The organism is Cohnella sp. LGH, from assembly GCF_017671885.1.
GTDB lineage: Bacteria > Bacillota > Bacilli > Paenibacillales > Paenibacillaceae > Cohnella > Cohnella phaseoli.
This window is the reverse complement of the sequence record NZ_CP072117.1, coordinates 5,599,166-5,625,583: the sequence shown is the minus strand read 5'-3', so window position 1 is coordinate 5,625,583 and position 26,418 is coordinate 5,599,166. Positions and strand designations below refer to the sequence as shown.

Below are 26,418 nucleotides of genomic sequence, written 5' to 3'. Positions count from 1 at the left end.
GGCTTCAACCGGAAGTTAACGTTTTTCGTCATTTGGCGAGAACGGTCGTCGATAGGCGTAAGGCGAGATTCCCGTCTGTCGCTTGAAGAACACGCTGAAGGCATGAAGCGACGAGAAGCCTAGTCTCTCCGCGACCGACGTGATCGTCTCGCCCGTTTCCGCCAACCAATATTTGGCGCGATCGGTGCACAGCATGCGGATGTATTTTCCGAGCGGAATGCCGAACGAGCGCTTAAATTCCCGCTCCAGATGCGTCCGGCTGAGATGCTGCCTCTTCGCCAAATCCAAGGCGTTGATGCCGATGCTCGCATGCTCGTGAAGGTATTGCAGCAGCTCCTTCATCGCCGGCGCGAGCGGACCTTCTTCCGGACCGCCGTCCGGCAGGGCGGCATCGCGATAGAGGCGGATGACGCGAACCAGCAATTGCTGGAACAGGCTTTCGGCCATCAGGGCCGAATGCGGGCCGGGGTCCTCGATCTCGGCGAAGACGGCATCGAACAGCCGCTTCACATCGCCGCTCGTATCTCGTACCGTGCGAGCGCGCCCAAGCCGGTAAAAATCCGCTTCAAGCTTCTGCCGGTTCGTCAGTTGAAAACCGGTATAATACAGGCGGTAAGATTCTCCCAAGGATGCCCCCTGATGACCCTCTCCCGGCTTCGTCAGGAACAGATCCCCTTGACGCACGCGATATAAATCCCCATCGATCGAGAACCAGCCCTGTCCTTCATCGACATAGCACAGCTCGAAATGCTCGTGCGTATGCCTGTCCACCTGCCAGGTGCTTAGCATCTGGATGCCGATGTACGAGAGATTGTCGAAATCGTGTTGAAAAGGAAGCTCCTCCCGCAGCTCCGAAGAGCCCTTGTAGCGGCTGCGCGAGGCGGGAAGCGGAGTTTTGCGTGTGGTCATCCCGATCTTCTCCTTGCCTAGTGAGGTTCAGCGGTTATGCGCAACGGGCGATTCCGAAGCCTGTCCGGCCAATCTCGTTGCAAGTCGCTTCAATTATAGGCCTCGACCAGTTGGACGAGCAAGATGGAATCCTCCCAGAATCCTCCCAGGCCTAAACAAATTACCCGAAATCGAAATTCTGTTGTATTCCTTATTCCGACAAGCCTCGCTATAATGAACGTGCTTCTACTCGCTTAATGATGAGAGGATGGGATCTGTAATGAAACGAGGGCTATCCGTTTTACTGGTCTTTGCTTTTGCAATCTCCTTTTTTTCGTTTTCCGATTCTCCCCGAGCCTACGCGGCCGATGCGACCGTCACGGTGGACGGCAGCGTAGAGTATCAGACAATCGACGGTTTTGGAGGGCAATGGCTGCCTTGGACTGCCGACGATATTCCGCCGGAGAACCATGTGCATCGGGAGTATTTGGGCAGCGCCGTCACCGCCGAGACGGGGATGAAGTTTTTCCGTACGAATATTAGAACGCCGGCGGACTCGGTCAATACGCCGAGAGACTACGCCTGGTACGTCCAAGCCTTCCAGCAGCCGGAATTCGACCATCTATGGTCGTTTCTTCAGGATCTGGAAAGGCATAACGCGGAGCCTATCTTTTCCAGGTTTTCCGCACCTCGAAGAATGCTGGACAGCTACAAGCACTTCCTTGAAACGGATGACAACTACGACGAACTGGCAGACTTCTATGCTGCGCTTTGCTATGTCGCTATTCAGATCAAAGGCGTCGACGTCGGCAAAATTATTTTCTTTAACGAACCCGACGGAGACTGGGACACCTATATGACGCCCGCTCAATATGTGAGAACGGTGAAGACGGCCGGCCAGAAGCTGGATTCCGTAGGCTTAAGCGGAATCAAGATTATCGGTCCCGGCACGTATAACTCCGTAAACTTGAACACTTATGTGGACGCATTGACGAGCGATGCCGTCGCGATGTCTTACATGGCGGCGTTCGATACCCATGGCTGGGACAATCGGACAGCCAATCCACCTTTCGATCCTCATCAGATGATTCCTTATCTGGAGACAGCCGCCCAGACGGCGAGCAGCAAGGGATACGGTCATATTCCATTTTACGTGACGGAGATGGGCACCTCGGTATACGGCGGCGAAAATGTGTGGGTCGAGCCGGGAGTTGCGGGAAATACCGACAGCTACGATTACGGGTTCTATACGGCACTGGCCACGCATGAGTGGCTGACGGCGAATGCGCCTCTGCAGTCCATGTTCATATGGGACTCCTACTCCTATATCAGCGGCGGCGCGTTGATGGGGAAAACCTCGAATTTCGGCTCGAGAAAGAGCCCAACTGAAAATTACGAGGCAAGACCGTTCTATAATACGATGTACAACTTTTATAAGTACATTAAACCGGGTTCAATTAGGATAAGCGCCAGCAGCAATCATAACGATATCATTGGCAGCGCTTACAAGAATGAAGGGAAGTCGACCGTCGTTTTGTTGAACAAGAACGGCTCCGCGGACAGAACCGTTACCGTTCAGCTTTCGAACTTAACTTCTTCCGGTATGACGGTCATTTCCACCTCCAAAAACGCACTGAATAAGGATTTGGGAGACCAGCCGGTCGTCAATGGCCAAATCACGGTTAAAGTTCCCGCCCAAGGGATCGTTACTCTGACCGACATGGGGCAAGTTACGGTCAGGAAAGTCGGCGATTCTACCTATAAGGATTATTACTGGGTCACTCCGGGGCAGTCGATTCAGCTTGCGGCCAATGTGGCCGGAGCCGCCGACAGCGTCACATGGAGCGTATATGGGGGAAGCGCCAACGGAACCGTATCGCCGACAGGGCTTTATACCGCGCCTCCCTACGATGTCAGCGATATTGTAGCGGTGAAGGCGATCAGCACAGCCGATCCGACCTCCGTAGGCTATGCCTATATTAAAGCCAACAGCGTCAATATTCTCTCAAGAGGAAAGCCTTATTTCGTAGATTCCTATTTAGATGCGCCTAATTCCGACCCTAGCCATGCGCTGGACGGAAATTCGAGCACGAAATGGAATTCAAAGCCGGGGTCCGAGCATTGGATGCAGGTTGATTTAGGCGGCTATTACGATCTTACCGGGTACAGGGTCAAGCATGCCGGAGCGGGGAAGGAAGGCTGGCCGAACAAGGATACGCAGACCTCCGATTACAATACGAGAGACTGGCATATTAAGACGAGCTCGGACGGCGTGAATTGGAACTATGTGGAATATGTCTGGAATAACACCGGCAATATTTCAAATCGCACGATACAAGGGATGGCGGGAACCGAGAACGTTCGGTACGTTTCCATGTATATCACCAAGTCTACCAGCGTGTCGGGAGACGATATGGCCAGAATCTATGAATTGGAGGTTTACGGTAAGCCGGCCGACAAAATTTCGTTGGTAGACGAGATGGTCGACTTCAGCAAGGTCTATTCCCATACGAACGGCTGGGAGTTCGATAGCACTCACTCCGAATTTATGGAGGGCGATACGTCCAGGGTAGGCAGGATCGGAGACGATAGTCTGAACATCGTCTACAAGCTGAACAACATTTACGACTTTTCGGTCAGGATCAACAGCTTTGGCTCGGATCTTGCGGGCAAGGTGAAGTTTTACGCCTCCCCGGACAATCGCGCCTACTCGGAAGTAGCGACCGCGCACGACGCGCTGGTCGGAACGGGCGGCGGCTGGTACAGAACTTATTTTAAGCCATCGGCCGCTATTCCTTCGGGGACACAGTATTTGAAAATCGAGCTGCGGAACGATCCGCTGATCTTTACGCCGCAGATCGGCCGCGTGCAGCTATTCGGCGATTTGCCTGACGCAGGAGGCCGAATCGTCGACGAATTGACCAACTTTGCGAAGGTGCATTCGTACAGTGCCGCCGACTTGGCGATTGCTCTGAATCCGTCAGAGAATATTGGCGGAGAAATCGGCCGAGTGTATCGGAACAAACAGATCGCCGCCAATCTGGTCTACGAGGTGCCGGCCGATCTGGATAGCTTTGACGTAGACACTTACGCCTTGGGCGGCGAAACGGTGGAGGATTTCAAATTCTATACTTCGCCGAACGGCTCCACGTATACGTTGTACAATAGCAGTCTTATGGAAAAAATCGTACAGCCGGGCAACTGGGACAGGGTTCTCTATAGGGCAACCGCGCTCCCGGCAGGTACGAGATATTTGAAGATCGAATTCGGAGCCTCATCGACGAACGCCTGGAATCCGCAGATCGGTCGGGTAACGCTGGATTACGGCGGTGGACCGGCGCCGTTGGCCGATTTTGCGGATTACTCCAGACTGGAGAGAGTGATGGCCAAAGCGCGAAGCGGACAAAACATTACGATAGGCTTTATCGGCGGCTCGATCACCCAAGGCTTTAACTCCAGCAATTGGGATTCGACCAGTTGGACGGCTAAGGTTAAGCAATGGTGGGAGAGCAAATACCCCGGCAAAATCACCTATGTCAACGCAGGGATCGGCGGGACGCCTTCCGTGCTGGGAGCGCACAGAGCCTATATGAATTTGCTGCAAAGCAATCCGGATTTCGTTGTGGTCGAATTTGCCGTCAACGACGGCGCGGATAGCTTGTACACGCGGGCATATGAGGGGCTTATCCGCCAAATTCTTAAGTCGCCTAACCATCCTGCCGTGATGAGTCTGTACATCGGCGATCAAGCCGGAGCGAACAGGCAGGAGGCGCATATCCCCGTAGCCGATTATTACCGGCTGCCGCAGGTTCACTACAAGGATCGCATTCAGAATTTAGTCGCCAACGGGACGAACACTTGGCTGGATTTCTACGGAACGACCTATGTTCCGCAATATAAATCCGGATCTTACCCGGCCGGCGACGGGACGCACCCGAATGATACGGCTCAGGCTAGAGCAGGCCTTTATATCATCGAGAAGCTGGAGAACGTATACAACACGCTGAAGCCCGACGTGCAAATTCCGGGAGTTCCTGTAATCCCATCGGCCATGACCGACGATACGTACGAATTCGCCGCCCTGTATCACCGCGGCAATCTGACTCCGTCGTCGGAAACGGTGGGAAGCTGGACGCAGGGATCGCATAACATAGGCACGGGCTATGGGTGGCAATCGAGCACGGTCGGCAACGAGCTGGTGTTCGACGTTAGCGGCTCTACGATCGCTTTTGGATTTTACACCCGCAACGGACCGGACGCCGGCATGGTCGAAGCTTGGGTCGACGACGGCCCTCGCACCGTATTCGATTCGTATACCCCCGAGCCGTGGGAGACGATAAAATACGCCGTCGTACAGTCCGGCCTTACGAAAGGGCCGCACAAGCTTCATATCAAAATCAAGCCGGAAACGAACCCGAACAGTTCAGGCCATCTCTTCGAAGTGGTTAACGTGCTTCCTGCCGGTATGCAGTAAAACGAATGCTAGGTGCATCTATCTCTTTCGTCTACAGGAGATAGATGCACCTTTTTGCTAGGACTGGACAATTCGCTTTCATGAGCACAGACCCAATGGAGCGCTTGTCCGCCCCGAACGGTCTGACAGACCGTTACGCGAGCAAAACCGAGCGGATGACCTCTCCGTACGGTCTGGCAGACCGTTACGCGAGCAAAACCGAGCGGATGACCGCCCCGAACGGTCTGGCAGACCGTTACGCGAGCAAAACCGAGCGGATGACCGCCCCGAACGGTCTGACAGACCGTTACGCGAGCAAAACCGAGCGGATGACCGCCCCGAACGGTCTGACAGACCGTTACGCGAGCAAAACCGAGCGGATGACCGCTCCGAACGGTCTGGCAGACCGTTACGCGAGCAAAACCGAGCGGATGACCGCCCCGAACGGTCTGGCAGACCGTTACGCGAGCAAAACCGAGCGGATGACCGCCCCGAACGGTCTGACAGACCGTTACGCGAGCAAAACCGAGCGGATGACCGCTCCGAACGGTCTGGCAGACCGTTACATGAGGCAGAGATCAGCGTTCCTCCCCCAACAAGGGAAAAAGAAATTACCTATTATCGAAATTTAGGTCTATTAAACCGTGGAAATCGGCTTGCTATACTGAATCCAAGTTCAAGGCGTTGGAATTCATGTAAAGGGATGTCGGCTCATGCTCACAACGAAAAGCGGTTTCATGAAAGAATTCGGTAAAAACAAAGTCCTGTTTTTGATGCTCGCGCCAACCGTCCTCTATTTCATCGTCTTTGCTTATCTTCCGATGGCCGGCCTGATCGTAGCCTTCAAGAGCTACAACTATTCGCAAGGCATTTTCTTCAGCCCGTGGAGCGGGTTCGACAACTTCGGCTATTTCTTTAATTCCGGCGTAGCCTTCCAAGTGACCCGGAACACGATCGTTTTTAACCTCATTTTTATTGTCACCAGCGTCATTGCCAGCGTGGCCATCGCCGTGTTTCTCTCCGAAATGAAAAACAAATATTTCAAGAAAGTGTCCCAATCGTTTCTGATTTTTCCTTACTTTATTTCCTGGGTCGTCGTTGCCGCCTTTGTGTATAACGTATTCAGCTACGACTACGGCGTATTCAACGAAATTTTGAGGTCGCTGGGGCTTGAGCCCATTAACATCTACAGCAAAACCTCCTACTGGTACGTTCTGCTGCCGGCGCTTCACATTTGGAAAAATGTCGGTTATTCCAGCGCGATCTACTTTGCTTCCATTGCCGGGATCAATACGGAGTATTACGAAGCCGCGAGGGTGGACGGGGCGAATACGTTCCAGCGCATATGGAATATTACGCTGCCGTTTCTTAAGCCGACTGTTATCGTGCTGGTTTTGCTTTCGGTCGGACAGATTCTAAGAGGAAACATGGATATGTTCTACCAGCTGATCGGCAACAACGGGATGCTGTTCAGCGGCACGGACGTTATCGATACCTATGTGTTCAGATCGCTTACCGGGGGAGCCGATCTGGGGCTGACGTCGGCGGCTACCTTTTACCAATCGGTCATGTGCTTCGTGATCATCTACGTCACCAACTTCATCGTGAAGAAAGCGGACAAGGATTATGCGTTGTTTTAACGATTCGCAAGGCGTTTTTGCTTGACCCATTCCATGCAAAAGGATTGAAAGCTCCATGAAACCAGCGGCCAAAACCGACGAATTGTTGTTTTCGATAGGCTCTTACTTCATCGTGTCGATCTTTACGATTTTAAGCGTAATCCCTTTTCTGTTGGTGCTGTCCGGTTCCCTCACCGATGAAGGTGCGATCGTCTCCAAAGGCTACGGCTTCCTGCCGGTTCCGTTCAGCTTAGACGCCTACTCGTACATTCTAAGCGACTACGGCCAAATCTTGCGCTCCTACGGAGTCAGCATCGTCGTCACTCTGGCCGGAACGGCGGCCGGCCTGTACTTCTGCGCGATGACGGCGTTCGTGCTATCCAGACAAGACTTCAAATATCGCAACCGGTTCTCCTTCTTCTTTTACTTCACGACGCTTTTTAACGGCGGACTGGTGTCGACCTACATTTTGTTCATCCAATATTTAAAGCTCAAGAACAATCTGCTTTCGTTGATTCTGCCGGGGCTGCTTCCCGTGTTTTACATTCTGATCATGCGCAGCTTCATTAGAAGCATGATCCCGGCTTCGCTGATCGAAGCAGCCAAAATCGACGGGGCGGGGGAATTCCGCATTTTCATGGGAATCGTGCTCCCGCTTGTGAAGCCGGCGCTGGCCTGTATCGGTTTGTTCTATGCGATCGGCTACTGGAACGATTGGTATAATGCGATGCTGTACATCACGGATATTAAAAAGTATTCCTTGCAGTATTTGTTAACCTCGGTCATTAACAAAGCGGATTTTCTGGCCAAGTCGAGCATAAGCTCCGCGACGGTTGCCGGGGCGCGCGAAAGTCTGCCGAGCGAAAGCCTGAAGCTGGCGATGACGATCATTTCCATCGGTCCGATCGTTTTTGTCTATCCGTTCGTGCAGAAGTACTTCGTAACCGGACTGACGATAGGCGCGGTCAAAGGATAACGCCGATACCACTCGGTTTATCATATAATGGGTTTCAAGGGAGGACACACAGATGAAGAAAGGCGTCAAATGGATCAGTGTAACGATGGCGTTGGGGTTAACGGCGTCCGTGATCGTCAGCGGATGCGCGAAGTCGGAGGAGCCCGGCGCGGCAAGCGCAGGTTCGAGCGGCGGCAGCGCCGTATCCGCGGAGAAAACTTATAATGGCGTGGATGTTTCCAAAGAGGTCAAAATCAAATGGCTAGGGGTCGGCGGCAACCAAAAGGACAAGGATGCGGTTCTGACCGAAATCAACAAGAGGCTGAAAGAAAAAGTTAACGTAACGCTGGAGCTGGATTCCATCGATTGGGCCGACTGGTATAATAAATACAACCTGGTGCTTTCCTCGGGCGAGGATTACGACGTCATCTATGCGGCTTCATGGACGGACGTCGCGGTGCAAACCCGCAAAGGCGCATTCAAGGATCTTACGGGAATGCTGGAACAGAATGCTCCGACCATCTCCCAAAACTGGACCGAGGATACGTGGAACGAGAGCAAAATCGATGGCAGAGTCTTTATGATTCCTTCTTTTTCGGACGAGTATAACTGGAACGGCTTCTTATATCGGGAAGACTTGAGAAAGAAGTACAACGTTCCGGAGATCAAGACGATGGCGGATATGGGGGCGTACTTCGAGGCGATCAAGCAGAACGAAAAAGAGATGGTTCCCTATAAGCCGGCAACGGACGAATCCTGGACCGTGCTTGCTCCTTATGTCCAAGAGAAGGGGGACCAACCCGATGTTACGCCGCCGGGCATTCTATCGATGCAGGTAGACGATCAGGACGGCTCTACGTTAGCCTTTTTGAGCCAAAGCCCGATCTATGCCGAAGCCTTCAAAACGATAAAGTCATGGGCGGACAAAGGCTACTGGCCCAAGGACTCGCTGGCCAACAAGACGGAATCCTGCAGCGCCTTTAAGGAAGGCAAGGCTGCGGCCTGCCAGGGCGGCTACTGGGCAATCGAGCTGAACTACAAGGAAATTATGAAAGCGCATCCGGATTGGGAGATCGGATCGTACGCCGCCAAAGTCGGCGGCAAATACTTCCCGAAGCCGCCAAGCATCAAAAACGGCGTCGCTATTCTGAATTCGTCCAAAAACGCCGAAAGAGCGTTAATGACGATCGACGCGATCTATTCCGATCCGGAATTATGGACGCTCTGTATGTACGGGATCCAGGGCAGAAATTACGATATTGACGCTAATGGCGCAAAAACGCTGCCCGAAGGCGCCAAGAGTACGGATTACGAGGGCACGTATTTCAGCGGCATGAGGTATAAGCTGGTAAATCCGTTCAAGGACGATCCTTCGAGTCCAAACGCTGCATTAAAGGAAGAATATGCGAAAATCGCGCATTTCCCTAAACTCGGTTCCTTCGTTTTCAATTCCGAGCCGGTGAAAAACGAATATGCGGCAATCAGCGCCGTTAAAGAGAAGTATAACCCTTCCTTAAGCCTGGGGCTTGTATCCGACGTGGACAAGGTATTGGCCGATTACGACAAGGAAATGAAGGCGGCAGGTGCCGATAAGGTAATGGCAGAATATAAAAAGCAGATGCAGGAATGGTTGGCGAAGAACTAGGCGTTGCATAGTTGGGGCTATCTCATTAGCAGAGCTGCTGGAAATAATCGATAGACAAGTAGAGGCTGTCCCATAAGCAGAGTTGCATGATGAGCGATAATCAAAGAAGGTGTATATACCTCCTGGAGACTGCCTCATACGCTCCTGAAATCACCGCGTAACGGGTTTACTCATTCAAATTTTAGGAGCGTATAGCATCGGAGGGAGGTATATACACCTTCACCTTGTTCATCGATTATCTTTCAGAGCAACTTGGTTGGCTTATGGGACAGCCTCTTAGCCTTTATCATCGATATCCAGCTTCTGAGCGCCACTCCAAGCAGGGAGGAAGGAAGTTTCGTGATCAAGCTGATCCTGGTCGAGGACGAGAGAGCTACAAGAGAAGGGTTACTGAAGCATACCCCCTGGAATCAGATTGGAATAGATCGCGTAGAAGACGCCAGAAACGGAGTCGAAGCGCTGGAGAAGGCCGAATGGCTGGAGCCGGACATTATCTTGACCGACGTGTCCATGCCAAGAATGGACGGCATCCAGTTGGCCACCCGTCTGCGCGAGAAGTACCCGCAGTGCAAAATCATTTTCTTGAGCGGTTATAGCGATAAGGAGTATTTGAAGTCGGCGATTAAGCTGAACGCGCTCAACTACATCGAGAAACCGATTGACGAGGACGAACTGATCGTCACGCTCTCCAAGGCGGTCGTCCAATACAAGTCCGAGCGCGATCAGAAGGCCAAGGACGAAAGGATGCAAGACCAGGTTAGAAGAAATACGGACCTCGTTCGGCAAAAGCTGGCCGTGGAATTGATTAAATCGGATGTCGATCCTGCCGAGCTAAGAGGGACGTTCGAGGACGCCGGAGTCGAGTATCGAGCGGATCGCTATTATACGACGGCGGTCGTGAAATTCAACTGGAACAGAGCGCTGACGCACAATGAAAAGGAAAGCTGCCGAAGCCTCCTCTCTTCGAAAATTTACAGCCTCCTCGGCGAGCTGGCGGATTGGTTCGTAGCCGGCTTTTTGGATAGCGAGCTGTACCTCGTTCATTTCAAAGAAAGAATCCAAGCCGTTCAGCATTGGGAGGGCAAGCTTAATGTCCTGCGGGAGAAAATTATGGCGGAAAGCGAAGGGAACTATGCGGCGACGATTGGCGTAGGTTTGCCCGTATACGGGCTGGCTGGGCTGAAGAACTCTTTTAACCGGGCCATGAAGGCGATTGATATGCAATTTTACGAGGGCGTAAATACGATTATCTTCTCCAACGGCTTGAGCGCTCGGGAGAGCGGAAATCCGCTTCCGGACGATGCGTTTCTGGCGGCTTTTGGCGAGTATCTGGGAGGCGACAAGAGAAAAGAAGCACTGCTGCTGCTTAACGATTACTATTCCGGGCTCGCGGCCTCGAAGGTTTCCGATAACGGTATGATCCGCAATCGATATTTAAAGCTCCTGTTCGATCTGCATTCTATGGCCAAGAAGAGAGGGATCAGATTAACCGACGAGGAGGACTTGTACGGGTATTTGTGGAGGTCCATATCCGGTATGGATACGCTAGAGAAGATTCATCTGTATCTGGTTGACCAAGTGGAGGTCTTCTTTAAGCTTGTAGAGGATAAGGAGGCTTACGGGAGAAACGTCTACGAGATTATGAAGTTTATCCAACACCAGTATCCTAATCAGAAGCTGTCGGTTAGATTGATCGCCGAAAGTCAGAATTTCTCGGAGAGCTATTTGTGCACCTTTTTCAAGAAAATAACGGGAAAGACCCTGAACGACTATATTACGGAAGTGCGGATCGAAAAGTCGAAGGAATTGCTGAAGGATAGAAATCTTAAAATCTATGAAATCGCCAAAAAAGTGGGCTACGATAACGAGAACTATTTCGCGAAAGTGTTTAGGAAATATGAAAACGCTTCCCCGTCCGAGTTCAGAGAAAGGTTTTTCCTATGAGAAACGCGGTGATCAAGGGGATTGTGGGAGCGGTAAATAACATTGGGCTGCGGAAAAAGCTCTATACTTCTCTGTTGGTTTTTATTTTTATCCCATTGCTCGTATTCGGCTATTACCTCTACGATAAATTTTCCGCCAGGCTGATCGACCAGTTCGAATATACGGCCGGCCAAGCGTTCGAGCAGACCGCGGGGTATTTGGAGTATAAAATTTTTAATGTGAACAGCATTGCCAACATCGTAATGATGGAGAGCAAAATTCAGGAGCTGTTCAAGTATACGCCTTCCGACAAATACAATGAAAGCATTATCCAGGACGAATATTATCGGGATAATCTTAATTTCCTATATAGCTTGGAGAGAAGCAAGGACATCTACCGAATCGGCTTATACGTTCCGAGCGAGCTGGTGTTCGCGAACGAGCGGGATCACTTCTTTAATTGGAGCAGCCTGGCGGAGAGCGGAATCGTCGAGCGGATGGAGGAGAATGGAGGGAAGCTCATCTGGCTGCCAAGCGGGATTTTGGACCCGGGACACGGCGGGCAGACCAACTTGATCTCCGCGCTATGTCGCATTCGCAATCTCGGAAACTATCATCAGACATTGGGCGCTTGTCGGATCGATCTATTGGAAAGCGATGTTCACGATATTATCGCAAGAGCGAGAGCGACTCCCTCGTCGCTTGTGGCGCTCGTTAACGAAAACGGGCAAACCATTACCAGCGTCGGCGATCCTCAGCTATTGGCGGCCGGCTTGGAGCAGCAGGAAATCAGCGATATTTTACAGGAGCCGGGAGAGGCGCAGGTAAGCGCCAAAATTAAAATCGAAAATCGGCATGGCGTGCTGCTGTACAAGGACGTTAAAGGGACGGATTGGAAGCTGCTGTCGTTCATTCCCGATGAAGACATGCTTAGAACGACGGAGTCGGTCAAGAAGGAGACGGCCGTGTTCGTGCTTGTTTTGTGCGTGCTTGCGTATGGCTTTGCCATTTTTATATCGAGCACAATCACAAGCCGCATCAAGAAGCTTGTCGTGCAGTTGAAGCAGACGGAGCGAGGGGACTTTAAGCAGCCTGTCGTTTTTCGGGGCGGTCATGACGAGATCGGGCAGCTCGGCATGAAGTTCAACCATATGCTAGGTAAAATTTCCGATCTGATCGAGGAAAAGTACAATCTGGGGAAATCCGTCAAAGGTGCGGAGCTCAAAGCGCTTCAGGCGCAGATCAATCCGCATTTTCTGTACAATACGCTGGAATGCATACGCTGGATGACGAAGGAGAACAAGAGCGAGGAGATCAACCGGCTGCTGTATTTGCTGGCCAAATTCTACAGGCTTAGCCTGAGCAAAGGCGAGGAGGTTATCTCGCTGAGGGATGAGCTTGAACATATTAAAGCCTACGTCGAAATTCAAAATATCCGCTTCGACGACTCCATACAGCTTGAAATTGACGTTCCGGAAGAACTGCTGGAGCTCAATCTGATTAAACTGGTGCTGCAGCCGATCGTCGAAAATTCGATTTTACACGGGATTCTGGAAAAGGAGAACGGAACGGGCCGCATTCAAGTGAAGGCGGAATGCCAGGGGGAGGAGCTTGAACTGTCCGTAACCGATGACGGGCCGGGTATCGAGGAGGAGGTGCTGAAGAACATCCTGAACTCGGATAAAAGGTCCAGAAACAGCGGGTACGGCATCAAAAACGTGAACGAAAGAATCAAGCTGTACTACGGAAGCGAGTATGGGCTGGAATATCGCAGCGTCTATGGCGAAGGTACGACGGTTCGGATTCGATTGCCTGCACATGGGGCTGTCCTATAAGCCAACCAAGTTGCTCTGAAAGATAATCGATGAACAAGATGAAGGTGTATATACCTCCCTCCGATGCTATACGCTCCTGAAATGGGAATTGAGAAACCCGTGATAAGGTAATTTCAGGAGCGTATGAGGCAGTCTCCGGGAGGTATATACACCTTCTTTGATTATCGATCATTTTATGCTGAAGCATTTGCAGGCGGCATGTTATATTTAAATGGAACCCCTCGTTTGTTGTCTATCGAAAATTAGCATCGACCACATCATCTTAACACGGGGAGCAGTCAGAACATGAGCGCCAACAATCGGTTAATCTTTACGAAGGAACGCTTTCTCACCGCCAACTTACTTCTCCCGATGCTCTATCACGCGGGTTGGGAGATTCGGGACGGGCATTGGAGTTATCCGCAACGTGAAATGAGAGGCGGATTAGTCCAGGCCCGGTACGCCTCCGAGCTCGGATGCTACGTCCGTACGCTTCCTTATCATTGGCTGATGATGGTCCTTCAAGGCGAAGTCGTCGTCACCTGCCGCGAATTTCGAACGACGATCGGAGAGAATGAGGTCGTTCACTTCCAGCCCCATCAGCCGCATCATATTAGCGCTAATCTGCCCGCCAACTACATTTGGATTCATTACAAAATGCTGCTCCCCTCGCAGGAGGAGCCGTTGCTGCCGTTGTATCCAGCCGAGCAAGAAGCGCGATACGGCAGAGAAACGGTTTTTCAGGAGGCCGTAGTCGATCTTCCGACCGTAATCGTACCCAAAAATCCTAATTTGGTTCGTAAACTGTTCACGACAACAGTCGAGGAATTCATGCTCGAGCCTCCCGGATTTATGCTGTCCTCCAAAGCCAACTTCCAATGCCTGCTGACCGCGCTGTTCCGCGAAGCGACGGACCGGAGCAGTCCTGCGATCGTGTCCGACCCTGCGATCCAAAGAGCCCTGGATCACATTCATCAGCATTACGATACCAAGTTGGCCATATCGAGTCTCGCGGCCCTCGTGAACCTAAGCCAGAATTACTTCATCTCGCGATTCGGCAAAATCGTCGGGATCAGTCCGAACGAATATATCCTCCGCTTCCGTATCCGGCATGCGAAGATGCTGCTGCGCGACACGGACATGAGGCTGACCGAAATCGCCGCGCGCGTCGGTTTTGAGAGCCTCTCTTACTTCAGCCGAATGTTTCGCCAACTGGAGGGCATTCCTCCCAGCGAGTATAAGTCGTATAAATTGCGGACCCATGTTCATCATTCGGAGTGACGAAATCGGTTGGTCGATACCTGGCCGAATAGCGTAGAATTGTGCAAACAATAACGAGAATACGAGAAGATTGGACGATAACGACCTCCTATAATGAGAGATGAAAGCGTTTTATATTTCGATGCAACTCATTTAGGAGGGGTATAATGAAACAGGCGATTCGAACATTCATTCTGTCGGCCGCGATTTTTGCGGTCGCCGCTCTCGTCCGTCCCGAGTATGGAGCGGCGCAGGCGACCGCGGAGTGGAACTGGCAGACGAACGGCAATTACGAAGGGTGGACGCCCGGCAACGATATCGCGAGCTCTTCCGTCACCGACGGGATGCTGCAGGTAACGCTCGGCGGTGGGGATTCGCAGCTAACAAGTCCTGCGGTGTCCATAAACGCGGCCGATAACAAGCTGTTTGTGCTGCAATACCGAAATGGCACGGGAAACGGAACGGCGCAGCTGTATTGGAAAACGACCGGGCACGGGTATTCGGAAGCCTATAGCCTGCCGATCGCCGTGCAGACGGACAACGAGTGGCATGAGCTTCGCGTGCAGCTTCCTGCGTCGTGGACGGGAACGGTTACCGAACTCCGCTTCGATCCGAGCCAGGGAAGCAGCGGCACGTTCGAAATCGATTATATGCGAATTCTAAATACGACGGAGGACCGGTACGATCTGGCCAACGGTTATGTAAAGCTTTCCGGAATTTATGGAGTAATCGATCTCGTTCAGTTCGACCCGACCGGTTCGGGGAGCTACGGCGAGAACCTGCTTGCGGGCAACTTGTATTTGACGGCGAGCAGCGGGACGAACACCCTGCCGGGGTTGGGGACCGCGGTTACCTCCACGTTATCCGGAAACACGCTGACGCTGAGCAATATTACGTTCGGAGCATACGGCACATTGAACGTAACCGGCAACTGGGTGATCGAATTGGACGGCAACAAGTGGAGCAATACGTTCACGATTACGTCCAATGCGAACAATATTCCGCTTCACAATATCGGATATATTATGCCGATGCAATGGTACGATCCGGGTTTTGACGTGTCGGTGCGCAACCGCGTGCCGTTCGAGTACATGATCGGGGGCGACAACCAGTACCATTCCAGCTATGTCTACAAGCGCGGCGCGGAGAGAACGTACAGCCCTGCATTCGAGCTGCGGCAAAGTCCGCTTTATATTCACGGCGCGAACGGCCATGATTACGATTTGCGTATCGAATACAATCAGCCGACCGTGGAAGTGGCCGTCGGCATCGATTCGATGACTTTCCCGTTTTTTGCGGCGGAAGGGACAGGCTCTCCGTATTTCAAACCGTACGTGCTGAATACGGGCGAAACCTTGGTTCGCGAGTTGAACTTCACGGTCGAGCCAAGCAGCGATTGGCTTCCCGAAGGCTTTCCTGTGTTCGAAGGCACGGACGCCACAATGACGAGCGCGCTCACCGAGATGTTCTACGAACGCAATTACGAGCGGCATATCGGCAGCGGCCCTACCTGGCGGGAGTGGATGGGCACGATTCGCGGTTGGCTGCAAGACGAAGCATGGCGAACGGGCGAGAAGTACTCGATGCTCGTCCAGCGGCAAGACCCGGACGGTTATCCCTGGACTTGGGACAACTCCAAGGGGTGGCCGTTTCCGGGCGACGGCAGCGACACGCTGCATCATATCGATACGCCCGCCAACTTTATTCTAGGCGGTTACCGTTACTATGTCGCGACAGGGGATCGGGAGCTGCTATCCACCCAGATCGACCGGATGCGCGCGGCTCTGACTTACATGTTGGACTATTACAACCCTACGAAAAAACTTTTCATCATTACCCAGTCCGATCATGAAGGCATTAGCGTAACGGAGAACGGGAGCGATTATTGGGATATCCTGCCGCACGGACATATCGACGCTTACAGCAACATGCATGGCTATGCGGCCTTGACGGCTATGGCCGAACTGGAACAACTGGTCGGAAATACCGCAAGGGCTGCAGAGCTGAACGGCTATGCGAACGACTTGAAGGCGGCGTACGACACCACCTTCTGGAGGACGAACCACTACATTCAGACGATCGACGTGAACGGAGTCGAACATGATTACGGCCCAATCTATCTGAACATAGCCGCGTTCTATTACGGGTTGGGAGACAGCGCCAAAGCAACGACCTTCTTCAATTGGGCGGAGACGGTGACGACCTCCTCCGGAGAGGCGGACGTGTTCACTAAGTTCGTATTCGCTCCCCGCGCGACCGTTACGTCCAATCCGAGCAAAGCGCAAGGCGGGTGGTGGGTATCGGCGTGGGATAATTACGGAGCCTACGGCGACCAAATTCAGGACGGCGGCGCGGCGATGTACACCACGTTCTACGAAATCGCCAGCCGTGCGCAATATTTGGGCGCCAACAACGCCTACGGCCGTTTCTCCGATATCATCGACCGTTATGCGCTGGATCATCTCAGTGGCGGCAAAACGCTGTATAACGGCGAAACGGTGCAGCACACTTATGCCGGCAGCGTGGGCACTTGGGGAGAATTCCCGGAAAGCGCCCTAGTCCCCGTTGCGCTTCTTCGCGGATTCATGGGTATCAAGATGGACAAGGACGGCTTGCAGATTAAGCCCAATATGCCGTCGACCGGATTAACGCAAGCCGGCGTAACGAATTTCCGTTATTGGGATATAAACCTGAAGCTTACGGTTTCCAATTCGTCGGTGCGTCTTCAGGCGTTAGAGAACGTAAGCCCGTATACGGACTGGGAAGTTAACGGAACGGCGGTAAGCGGGTTGTTCGACATCACCGTTAGCCTCAGTCCCGGAGGCAGCGTGACGTTGACTCGCGAAGCGGGATTGGGCGTTAATCTCGATACCATCGAGTATGACACGATGGTGGGCTGGGCTTCGGGGGATTATTACCCGGTAAGTATTAATGGACGCGGTATCGGGGGGCACAACGGTGACGACGATTCCGTCCGGTATAAATGGCCTCTTCTGAAGGGCAAGAACGTCATTACCGTCAAAGCGGTGAACGCTCCCGGATCGACCGGCGGATTCCTTGCCGACTTCACGTTGCCGGACGGACGCAAGATTGTATCCGACGCAAGCTGGAAAATCAGGAGTGAACGAGAGGATCGTTACGAAGGTCTGGCCTTGGCGGACGGCAATTGGACGCAAGCGACCAGCCAAGGGGCGTATAGTTCGTCGACACGCGGACCCGTCGTCAACTTCCCGGGCGGATCGGATGCTCATTGGATATGGGATAGCACCGGACAAGTTCCGTGGCTGCTGCTTCGCAAGACGTTCAACTGGGATGAGTACTGGAGCTTTAACTATGACGGCGACGAACAGGAATGGGGGGGATTCACGCACCTCCTTGACCGGGAGGTGGCCGGAGGTACGTTTAACGCGGAGATTAGCGGCAACGATCCGAGCATGACCCAATCGATCAACGTCGATGCGGCCAAAAAGAAGCGGTTCGTCGTGCGCATGAAGAACGGTACGGCCAGTACGACCGCGCAACTGTATTGGGCGACCGCACTATCCGGCATGGACGAGAGCAAGCGCGTCGATTTTACGATCGTTGCCAATGATCCGAATTATACGACGTACGAGGTCGATCTGACCGGCCATCCCGAATGGAGCGGCACGATTACGGCTTTACGGTTCGACCCGGCGACGAACGCGACGGGGACGACCAGCATCGATTGGATCGAACTGAAGGCGCTGGACGGCGACTTCGACGTGGCCGATCGCGCCGGAATCTCGGCGTCTTCCACGTACAGCAGCGGATGGGAAGCCAGTCAAGCGATCGACGACGATATAGCAACGGTATGGTCCAGTACTGCGCATACCGTGAATGCGACCGAGTGGATTCAGCTTGATCTGGGCAAAGCCCATACGATCGAGCGAGTGCGGTTGAAGCCGCGGCCGGGCGGCAGCGGATTTCCGGTGGATTTCAAAATTCAAACGAGCATGGACGGCGCAACCTGGACGGACGTTCCGGGTCAAGTCTATACCGGTTATTCGAACCCGGGCGGCAGCTTGGAGACGTTCGCGTTCAGCTCGCCCGTGACGGCTAAGCATGTGCGTATTTACGCAACACAGCTCGGCCAAGACGACAATAACAATTACGTGTTTCAACTGAGCGAGCTTTGGGCGGAGGACAAGAAGATTTCCGGTTCCCCGTCGTGATTCGGCCATAAACCGAAAGTCGGCGACAATCCGTGAAGAACGAAAACAAAATGGTGGTGCAGATGATCGTCTGCACCGCCGCTTTTGTTAGGGCGGGAGATGAACGAAGTTGGAGAAGCTGCATGTTCAACATCATAGTTTAATGTTGCCTATCATCTATCACGTCGGTTACGAGGATCGGGAGGAGGAGTGGGAGTACCCGGAGGCCGTTCACCAAGGGAAGGTACTTAACGTGCAATACGACTTTTCCCGCAATCACTATGTGCGTTCGCTTCCCTTTCATCTTATCGTGATGGTCCTCAAGGGCAGCGTAACGTATCATATCGGCGGCGACTCTTATCTCGCGGAAGAAAATAGGGTGATTCATATTCCTGCGCATACGCCCCATCATATCTCCGCGACCGGCGTGCCGCTTAGATATATTTGGATTCATTATCAACTGCTGGTGCCGGAGCAGTCGATCCCGATCATGCCTCTGTCGCCCGGAGACGAAATCTCCGTTTTCAAAGGCGCGGCATCGTTCAAAGAGGCGCTTCCCGAGCTGCCGATCCTGATGAAGCCCCGCAATTACTACACGATCAAAAGTCTGATGAAGTCGATCTTGGAGGAGGTGTGGGCCGAGAAAACCGGATGGCTGCTGGCTTCGCGGTCTTATTTTCAATCGATGATCATGCACCTGTACAGAGAAGTGACGGTAGAGGAAGAACGGAAAGGTACCGGAATTGCCGACCCCCATATCGCGGTCATTATTGAACATATTCATAGCTCGTTTGCCTCCAAGCTGACAGTGGAGGGACTTGCCGCGAAAGCCAACCTGAGCTTGAATTATTTTATCTCCAATTTCAAGAAATGCACGGGTTTTACGCCCGGAGAATATGTCGCCAGAGTTCGTATTCAATATGCGAAAAAATTAATTCGGGAGGGCATTAAAACCGTCTCCGAAATTTCCGATATGGCCGGATTCGAAAGCGTGTCGTATTTCAGCAGGGTGTTCAAAAAAATAGAAGGTCTTACGCCAGGCGAGTTCAAACATACCGAAGTATAAGGAAAGTGATTCTGTTAAAGAAAACGATGATTTTCTGTATATAAATGAAAGCGATTCAAAATTACGATTGTAGTAGGTTAACTCAATACGAATATAGGGGGCAATACAGAAATGAGAAAGAAGCTGATCGGGTCCATTCTACTCTCGCTCGTCCTGGTGATGGCGGCAGGCTGTTCAGGTTCGAATTCCGGCACGAATGCGTCGCAATCGAATGAACCGCAAAGCTCCGCCGAAAGCAAAGAAAAGCGTACGGTCACATTCTCCACGATCGCCGGATATTACACGGATGGATTGAAGGAGGCAGCCCAAGAGTACACGAAGCTGAATCCGGAAACCGAAGTCGTCATCGATGTCATTAAGGATAACGATACGTATCAAGCGAACTTCAAAGCCAAGATGGCGGCGGGAGGGAAGGATGCTCCCGATATCGTTCACATTAATTTGATCGGGGAAACGAGCTCGGCAGATGCGATCGACAAAGGCTGGCTGCTGAAGCTGAACGATTACGTGAACCAACCGAATCCCTACAACGGCGACAAAACCGTATTCGAGGGAATCGATCCCGAATACCACCAGAACACGTATAGCCGGGACGGGGACGTTGCCTATCTTCCATTCGATCTGGTGGGCACAGGATTCTACTACAACAAGGATATTTTCGCGAAGCTGGGAATTTCCGAGCCGCAAACGTGGGAGGAATTGCTCGCTGCATGCAAGCAGCTGCAAGATGCCGGATATATTCCGATTACGATGCCTTTCGGCTTCGAATCGACGATCACGCAGGCGTTTCTCGACTGGAGCGCCAAAAGTCTTTACCCGGAGTTGTTAATTCAGCCGGGGGATGCCCGCTACGACGAGAAGATCCATAAATTGAATACGAGTATTGCCTACTCTCCTGACAACGGAAACTTCGATTTCGGCGCAAGTTACGATCCGGAAAAGCAATTGCTTGCTCTCAAAAACAAGCAATACGATATGCAAGGAGCTGCCCAACGCAAAATCTGGACGGTCATGAAGGAATTGTCCGCGTATTACCAGCCCGGCTACGCAACGATGCAGGATCCGGACGTCTACCAACTGTTCATTGCGCAGAAAGCGGCGATTTATTGGAACGGCAGTTGGCAGGTGGGAACGCTGCTCGACGATATGAAGAAGCTGGGCGATAAAGCCTTCGCATGGGGAACGTTCAAATTCCCCGAGTTCGCCGAGGCCGACCCGCTATTTCCGGGAAAACCGCGAGGCATTCTCGTGCCGGGCCATCTGCTCGGAATCGCGGATAAGAAGGACCCGGAGCAAGAGAGCCGTACGAAGGATTTCATGATGTACCTTTATTCGCCGGAAGTCGCTCAGAAAGTGTTCGAGACGACGCTTGCGGCAGGACAGTTCGTTCAAGGTCCGAGCCTAGTGCTTGGGGTGAAGCTGCCCGACGAAGTCAACGCCTATCTTACAGGTTTCAAAGTCGATGGCAGCATGGGATACGCGATCGCCAATGCGGTTCCTTCCTCGGACACGAATCAAGCCAAGCAATCCGCGCAATTGAAATACTATGAAGGCAAACTGTCGCTGGATGAATTTTTGGCCGAGCAGGACAACATTTTGAACCGGGATATGGATATCTATATCAAGGCTCAACAATACGATCTGGATCCGAAGACCAATCCATAAGCTGCACACGGAATTCATCATACAGGCCGAGGGAGAGCGCGGTTCTCCCTCGACGGCTTGCTTACATGGAGTGAGATTATGAGCGACAAGCCTCTTCGTCCCGACAGAATCCGATATTGGTTAAAAGCTTATATTTTTATCGTTCCTTCGCTCCTGTTCGTCTTGATCTTTCTCTATTATCCGATGCTGACTTCCATCTATCATTCCTTTACGGACTGGAACTTGGCTCAAGCGAAATGGATCGGTTTGGACAACTATATTCGCATGTTTAACGACAATACGTTTCGAATCGCGCTATCCAATCAACTTCTATTTACCGTCACGGATATTGTCAAAAGCATCGTATTCCCCTTATTGGCGGCGGAGTTGATTTTGTCCTTGCGAGGAACGAAGCTTCAATACTTGTTTCGTACGGGCTTTGTGATTCCGATGCTTATCCCCGGAATTGTTTTCGTTCTGATTTGGCTGTCCGTTTACAACCCTTCCAACGGATTGCTGAATCATTTCTTGTCTTTTGCAGGTCTGAATTCTCTGGCAAGGCCTTGGCTCGGAGAGAGCGATACCGCGATATGGGCAGTTATCCTCATGGGATTTCCTTATATCACGGGTTTGCCGTTTCTTATCTTTCTCGCCGCGATCGCGGGCTTCAACAAGGAAATTATCGAATCGGCCAGAATGGACGGCGCCAAGTTCCGGAATATTTTTCTTAAAATTCATCTGCCGCTGCTCGCGCCGCAGTTCAAAGTCGTGCTTCTGCTGACGATCATCGGCAGCTTGCAGGACTTTGTGCGAATTATCGTGCTGACCGGAGGAGGACCGGGAGTATCGACCACGGTGCCGTCGCTCATCATGTACAACTCGGCCTTCAAAAACTCCAATTACGGATACGGCAGCGCGGTCGGCATTTTTCTGTTTGTGAGCATTCTCCTCCTGACGCTGTTGGTCTCAAAAATTTTCAAGTCTGAAAGAGAGTGAATCCGGGCTATGAGAAATTACAGAGTTGCAGAAGTCGGTGTCGTTCTCAGCCTGTCGGTTCTACTGCTCCTTACCCTTGTTCCGTTTGCCATGCTATTGTTCCTTTCGTTCAAGGATCATCTCGATATTGTGGTCGACTTCTGGGGAATTCCGGAAGGGCTCAAATGGGAGAACTATTCTACGGCTTGGAGCGCCGTGTCCGGGAGCATCGGCAACTCTCTGTTCGTTTGCTGCGTTACGGTAGCCGGGGCAGTCCTCATTAGTTCGATGGCCGGTTACTCTTTCGCCCGCAACCGTTTCCCGGGCAAAGAAATCCTCTTTATGCTTATTATCAGCGTAATGCTCATTCCGTCCATGTTGAATATCGTTCCGCTATACGCAATTATTTCCCAGTTGAATTTGACGGACTCTTTCTGGGGCTTGATTTTACCCTATATATCGGGAACGCAATTGGTCGGAATCATTCTTTGCCGGACCTTCTTTCAAGGAATTCCGGAAGAGCTGTTCGAAGCTGCGCGAATGGACGGCGCCGGAGAAGCTTATTTGTACTTGCGCATCGCGCTTCCCTTAAGTATGCCAGTTATTGCGACCTTGGGGATCATTACCTTTATTAGTGTTTACAGCGATTACCTATGGCCGCTGATTATATTGAAAGAGCCTCATCTTACTTTTACGATCCAGGCGGTTAATATGACGACCAACGGCAGGCCGGATCTCGGATTATCCTTCGCCGCCTATATCATCGGCAGCTTGCCGATGATTCTGGTCATTATGTTCGGTATGAAATATTTCGTGCAAGGCATTACGTCGGGAGCGCTTAAATCTTGAACCCGCTACAGAGAAGAGAGGAGAACGCTGCTCAATGGCCAATTTGAAATACAAAATCGGATTGATCGGAAGTCCCGTCAAGTTTGTCTCATGGACGGAGGAGACGGTAAGATCCATGAAACAAATCGGATTTAACGCCCTGCAGCTGAATATCGCCTGGGGCGGGCGTCCTCACGACGAACCGTTAAATTTGGAGGACGTCGTAGCGTTATCCGGCGAAGCTTCGCTTAAATACGAGCAGGAGATCCCGATAGGCGGCGATTCCTCTTCGGGCGCATGGGAGCGGCGAAGAAACGATCTCAAAGAGCGTATACGGTTGTGCAAGCAGGCGGGCCTGCGCTCCATTTTCCATTTCGGCGCTCCTTACAACGGAAAGGATGGTTATCGAGATCTGCCCCTCGATAATTGCTTGCTGGACGGAGTAACGCCCGACCGATACGTAGCACTGCTCGAACGGTTTAACGAGGAGTTTCCCGGGGTTGACGATCTGTTGCTCTATACCTACGATCAGGATGCCTGGCTGTGCAACGAGTTTGGAACCTGCGAGTCGTGCCGGGGAATTCCTCTGGACGAGCGCGTCGTCCCTTTCGTTAATCTGCTCGCCCGAACGTGGAAGCGGCTGACCGGCGGACGTCTTTGGTGGGAGCCATGGGAATTGTCCGCGGGTCAGGTGTTGAAAGCGATCGAGAAGCTTGACGCGGATTGCGTCAGTCTGGCGCTGCATTCGAATATTGCCGAAGTTACCGCTACGCTTCCGGTAGATCGTTTCTTGAAAAATGCCGCCAATCTTGCGGTCAAACGGAATATCCCGTTTGTGGTTGAAGGTTTCTTTACTTCCGCAACGGAGGAAGTCGAGCCTTACGAACATATCGCTTACCCGCTCGTCACCTTGCGCCAGCTCAGGGCGATAGCCGGTATTCCCGGCGCTGCGGGTGTCAAGGAATACTTCGGTATAGATATGACCAAGCCCGACCCGAATTTACGGGTTACGGAGCTGTTCTTTCGGAATCCCGGCATTGGGGACGACGAAGCGCTGGGGGAGCTCGCCGAACCTTATGGGACGGCAGCCGAAGAAATGAAGGCATTCTGGCGGTTGAGCTCGGAATCGTTCGAGCTGTTTCCGTGGGATGTCTCCTGGTTTGCCCGCAAGATCGGTCTTTGCGACGTGTCGCATTCCATGACTGCCGCGTTCATCCGGGGGCAGCAATGCCACACTCCCTCATGGGATTCCACGCGCCGGGCAATCTTCATGAAAACCGACGATCTTGAGCCGGACCCTTGGATGATCGAGGATATTCAGCTTCGATGCGAATTGAGCGCGGAGCGGGCGGCAGCGGCCATTCAAACAGGACGGAATGCTCTTGAACGGGTTTCTGCGTCGCTTCGAGACATATTCGAGAAAAACTTGGACGAGTTGGACGGTTTCCAGAGGCGGGCTATGTCCTATGCGTATCATTTGCGGGAAACGAATCTGGTTCGCATCATCCGCTCTTATCGCGAAGACCATCGGGATGTGCCGGAGCGGCTTCTTGCCGAACTGACGGCGTTATTGAAAGAGGATCAACAAAACCAACGATCGACAGAACCGATTCAAACCGTTCTCGGGGTGCTCGAGGAAGATTTGGACGAATTTCTTGATCGTTACTTTCTTACGCCCGATCGGAATGACTGGGTGAAGGGACCGCACAGTTTAACCTCTCGCTGATTAGCTTTATGGCATGGAATGGATGTATCGAGACGGGCCAAAAAATTCGGTTAGCGGTGGTCGGCGGACACAGAAGGGTCGCATCGGGAAGCGCGGGTTGATACAGCTCAGAAAGAAGGGGATCATTTCAGTGGCAAAGGTTCTTAAGATGGGGAAAAGCCAAACGGAAGCGGAAGAGCAGGAGCTTAAGGTTTACGAAACGGTACGAGGCATTCTGAAACAGGTGAAGAAGAACGGAGATCAAGCGGTACGCGAGCTATCCCGGCAATACGACAATTGGTCTCCGGAGCAGTTCAGACTGAGCCGACGGCAAATTGACGAAATTATCGCCAGAGTACCCGAGCAAACCAAGACGGACATTCGCTTCGCCCAGGAACAAGTACGCAATTTTGCGGAAAAGCAACGAGCTACGATTCGCGATCTGGAGATAGAGACGTTGCCCGGAGTCGTTCTGGGACATCGCAATATTCCGGTTAATAGCGTAGGTTGTTACATTCCGGGCGGACGATATCCGATGGTGGCGTCGGCGCATATGAGTATTCTTACCGCCAAAGTAGCCGGCGTAAATCGGGTCATTGGCTGTACGCCGCCGATAAATGGCGAAATTCCGGAAGCCACGGTTTGCGCAATGGATTTTGCGGGGGCGGATGAGATTTATATTGTCGGCGGAGTTCAAGCGATGGCGGCTATGGCGCAGGGCACGGAAACGATCGAGCCGGTGGATATGGTTGTCGGTCCGGGGAACGCCTACGTAGCCGAGGCCAAGCGGCAGCTGTACGGCCAAGTCGGCATCGATCTGTTCGCGGGTCCGACGGAGGTCATGATCATTGCCGATCACACGGCGGACGCGGAAATGGTAGCCTGCGACATTCTCGGCCAATCCGAGCACGGGCCGACTTCGCCCGGGGTACTGATTACAACTTCGGAGAAGTTGGCGCATGAAACGATACTTGAGATCGAGAGACAACTTAAGACTTTGCCGACTGCGGACATCGCAAGCGCGGCCTGGAACGATAACGGGATGATCATCGTGGTAGAAAGTCTGGAAGAGGCTGTAATCGAAGCTGATAAGCTGGCCTACGAGCATGTGGAGGTGCTGACCGAGAATCCCCGATATTTTCTGGAGCGACTGACGAACTACGGCGCATTGTTCTTGGGGCCGGAAACGAATGTGGCTTACGGGGACAAAGTGATTGGCACCAATCATACGCTGCCGACCAGAGGAGCGGCAAGGTATACCGGAGGGCTGTGGGTGGGCAAGTTCCTCAAAACGTGTACTTATCAATCGTGTACATCGGAGGCAAGCGCACTGGTCGGCGAGTACGCGGCCAGGTTGTGCGAGATCGAACGCTTTATGGGGCATAGGGAGCAGGCGCTTCTGCGTGTCCGCCGATATGGTCGTTCCTAGTTGTCCGCCGACTATCAGATTATGCAATCGGAGGCTCGCATG

At 52.4% G+C, this 26,418-nt stretch carries 16 protein-coding genes; 15 read left to right on the top strand and 1 reads right to left on the bottom strand.

Translation table 11 applies throughout. From position 1 onward, the window contains the following. Nucleotides 1–15 precede the first annotated feature (15 nt). Nucleotides 16–909, bottom strand: coding sequence for a helix-turn-helix transcriptional regulator (locus tag J4772_RS23850; RefSeq protein WP_209071687.1), 894 nt, complete (start codon nucleotides 907–909; stop codon nucleotides 16–18). A 259-nt stretch (nucleotides 910–1,168) separates the two neighbouring features. Here J4772_RS23850 and J4772_RS23845 point away from each other — a divergent pair, with 259 nt between their 5' ends. The 15 genes from J4772_RS23845 (at nucleotide 1,169) to hisD (ending at nucleotide 26,376) form a co-directional block, all read left to right on the top strand. Further along, complete coding sequence (locus J4772_RS23845; protein ID WP_209071686.1) at nucleotides 1,169–5,362, top strand: GDSL-type esterase/lipase family protein; 4,194 nt, start codon at nucleotides 1,169–1,171, stop codon at nucleotides 5,360–5,362. An 80-nt stretch (nucleotides 5,363–5,442) separates the two neighbouring features. Next, nucleotides 5,443–5,973 carry a hypothetical protein gene (locus J4772_RS23840; RefSeq protein ID WP_209071685.1) on the top strand — a complete coding sequence of 177 codons (531 nt, stop codon included), beginning with the start codon at nucleotides 5,443–5,445 and terminating at the stop codon, nucleotides 5,971–5,973. A gap of 81 nt (nucleotides 5,974–6,054) precedes the next feature. Continuing rightward, nucleotides 6,055–6,981, top strand: coding sequence for an ABC transporter permease (locus J4772_RS23835; protein ID WP_116062971.1), 927 nt, complete (start codon nucleotides 6,055–6,057; stop codon nucleotides 6,979–6,981). 55 nt (nucleotides 6,982–7,036) lie between these two features. Next, nucleotides 7,037–7,936 carry a carbohydrate ABC transporter permease gene (locus J4772_RS23830; RefSeq protein WP_116062972.1) on the top strand — a complete coding sequence of 300 codons (900 nt, stop codon included), beginning with the start codon at nucleotides 7,037–7,039 and terminating at the stop codon, nucleotides 7,934–7,936. Between the two features lie 52 nt (nucleotides 7,937–7,988). Continuing rightward, complete coding sequence (locus tag J4772_RS23825; protein WP_209071684.1) at nucleotides 7,989–9,560, top strand: extracellular solute-binding protein; 1,572 nt, start codon at nucleotides 7,989–7,991, stop codon at nucleotides 9,558–9,560. A 339-nt stretch (nucleotides 9,561–9,899) separates the two neighbouring features. Continuing rightward, the gene (locus tag J4772_RS23820; RefSeq protein WP_209071683.1) at nucleotides 9,900–11,504 is read left to right on the top strand and encodes a response regulator transcription factor; all 1,605 of its coding nucleotides are present in this window, start codon (nucleotides 9,900–9,902) and stop codon (nucleotides 11,502–11,504) included. Next, nucleotides 11,501–13,318, top strand: coding sequence for a cache domain-containing sensor histidine kinase (locus tag J4772_RS23815; protein ID WP_116062975.1), 1,818 nt, complete (start codon nucleotides 11,501–11,503; stop codon nucleotides 13,316–13,318). Before J4772_RS23820 ends, J4772_RS23815 begins: the two co-directional genes overlap by 4 nt. A gap of 285 nt (nucleotides 13,319–13,603) precedes the next feature. Continuing rightward, complete coding sequence (locus tag J4772_RS23810; RefSeq protein WP_209071682.1) at nucleotides 13,604–14,578, top strand: AraC family transcriptional regulator; 975 nt, start codon at nucleotides 13,604–13,606, stop codon at nucleotides 14,576–14,578. Nucleotides 14,579–14,724: 146 nt separating this feature from the next. Then, nucleotides 14,725–18,750, top strand: a complete 4,026-nt coding sequence (locus J4772_RS23805; protein WP_209071681.1) for a discoidin domain-containing protein — start codon at nucleotides 14,725–14,727, stop codon at nucleotides 18,748–18,750. 109 nt (nucleotides 18,751–18,859) lie between these two features. Continuing rightward, nucleotides 18,860–19,795, top strand: a complete 936-nt coding sequence (locus tag J4772_RS23800; protein ID WP_209071680.1) for a helix-turn-helix transcriptional regulator — start codon at nucleotides 18,860–18,862, stop codon at nucleotides 19,793–19,795. A gap of 111 nt (nucleotides 19,796–19,906) precedes the next feature. After that, entirely contained in the window at nucleotides 19,907–21,460 is a 1,554-nt protein-coding gene (locus J4772_RS23795; RefSeq protein ID WP_209071679.1) for an ABC transporter substrate-binding protein, read from the top strand. A gap of 78 nt (nucleotides 21,461–21,538) precedes the next feature. Next, nucleotides 21,539–22,435, top strand: a complete 897-nt coding sequence (locus J4772_RS23790) for a carbohydrate ABC transporter permease (RefSeq protein WP_116062980.1) — start codon at nucleotides 21,539–21,541, stop codon at nucleotides 22,433–22,435. 9 nt (nucleotides 22,436–22,444) lie between these two features. Next, nucleotides 22,445–23,263 carry a carbohydrate ABC transporter permease gene (locus J4772_RS23785; protein ID WP_116062981.1) on the top strand — a complete coding sequence of 273 codons (819 nt, stop codon included), beginning with the start codon at nucleotides 22,445–22,447 and terminating at the stop codon, nucleotides 23,261–23,263. 34 nt (nucleotides 23,264–23,297) lie between these two features. Next, nucleotides 23,298–24,968 (top strand): hypothetical protein, encoded by a 1,671-nt coding sequence (locus J4772_RS23780; protein ID WP_209071678.1) that lies wholly within the window; start codon nucleotides 23,298–23,300, stop codon nucleotides 24,966–24,968. Nucleotides 24,969–25,098: 130 nt separating this feature from the next. Beyond that, the gene (hisD, locus tag J4772_RS23775; RefSeq protein ID WP_209071677.1) at nucleotides 25,099–26,376 is read left to right on the top strand and encodes a histidinol dehydrogenase; all 1,278 of its coding nucleotides are present in this window, start codon (nucleotides 25,099–25,101) and stop codon (nucleotides 26,374–26,376) included. The last annotated feature ends 42 nt before the right edge of the window (nucleotides 26,377–26,418 follow it).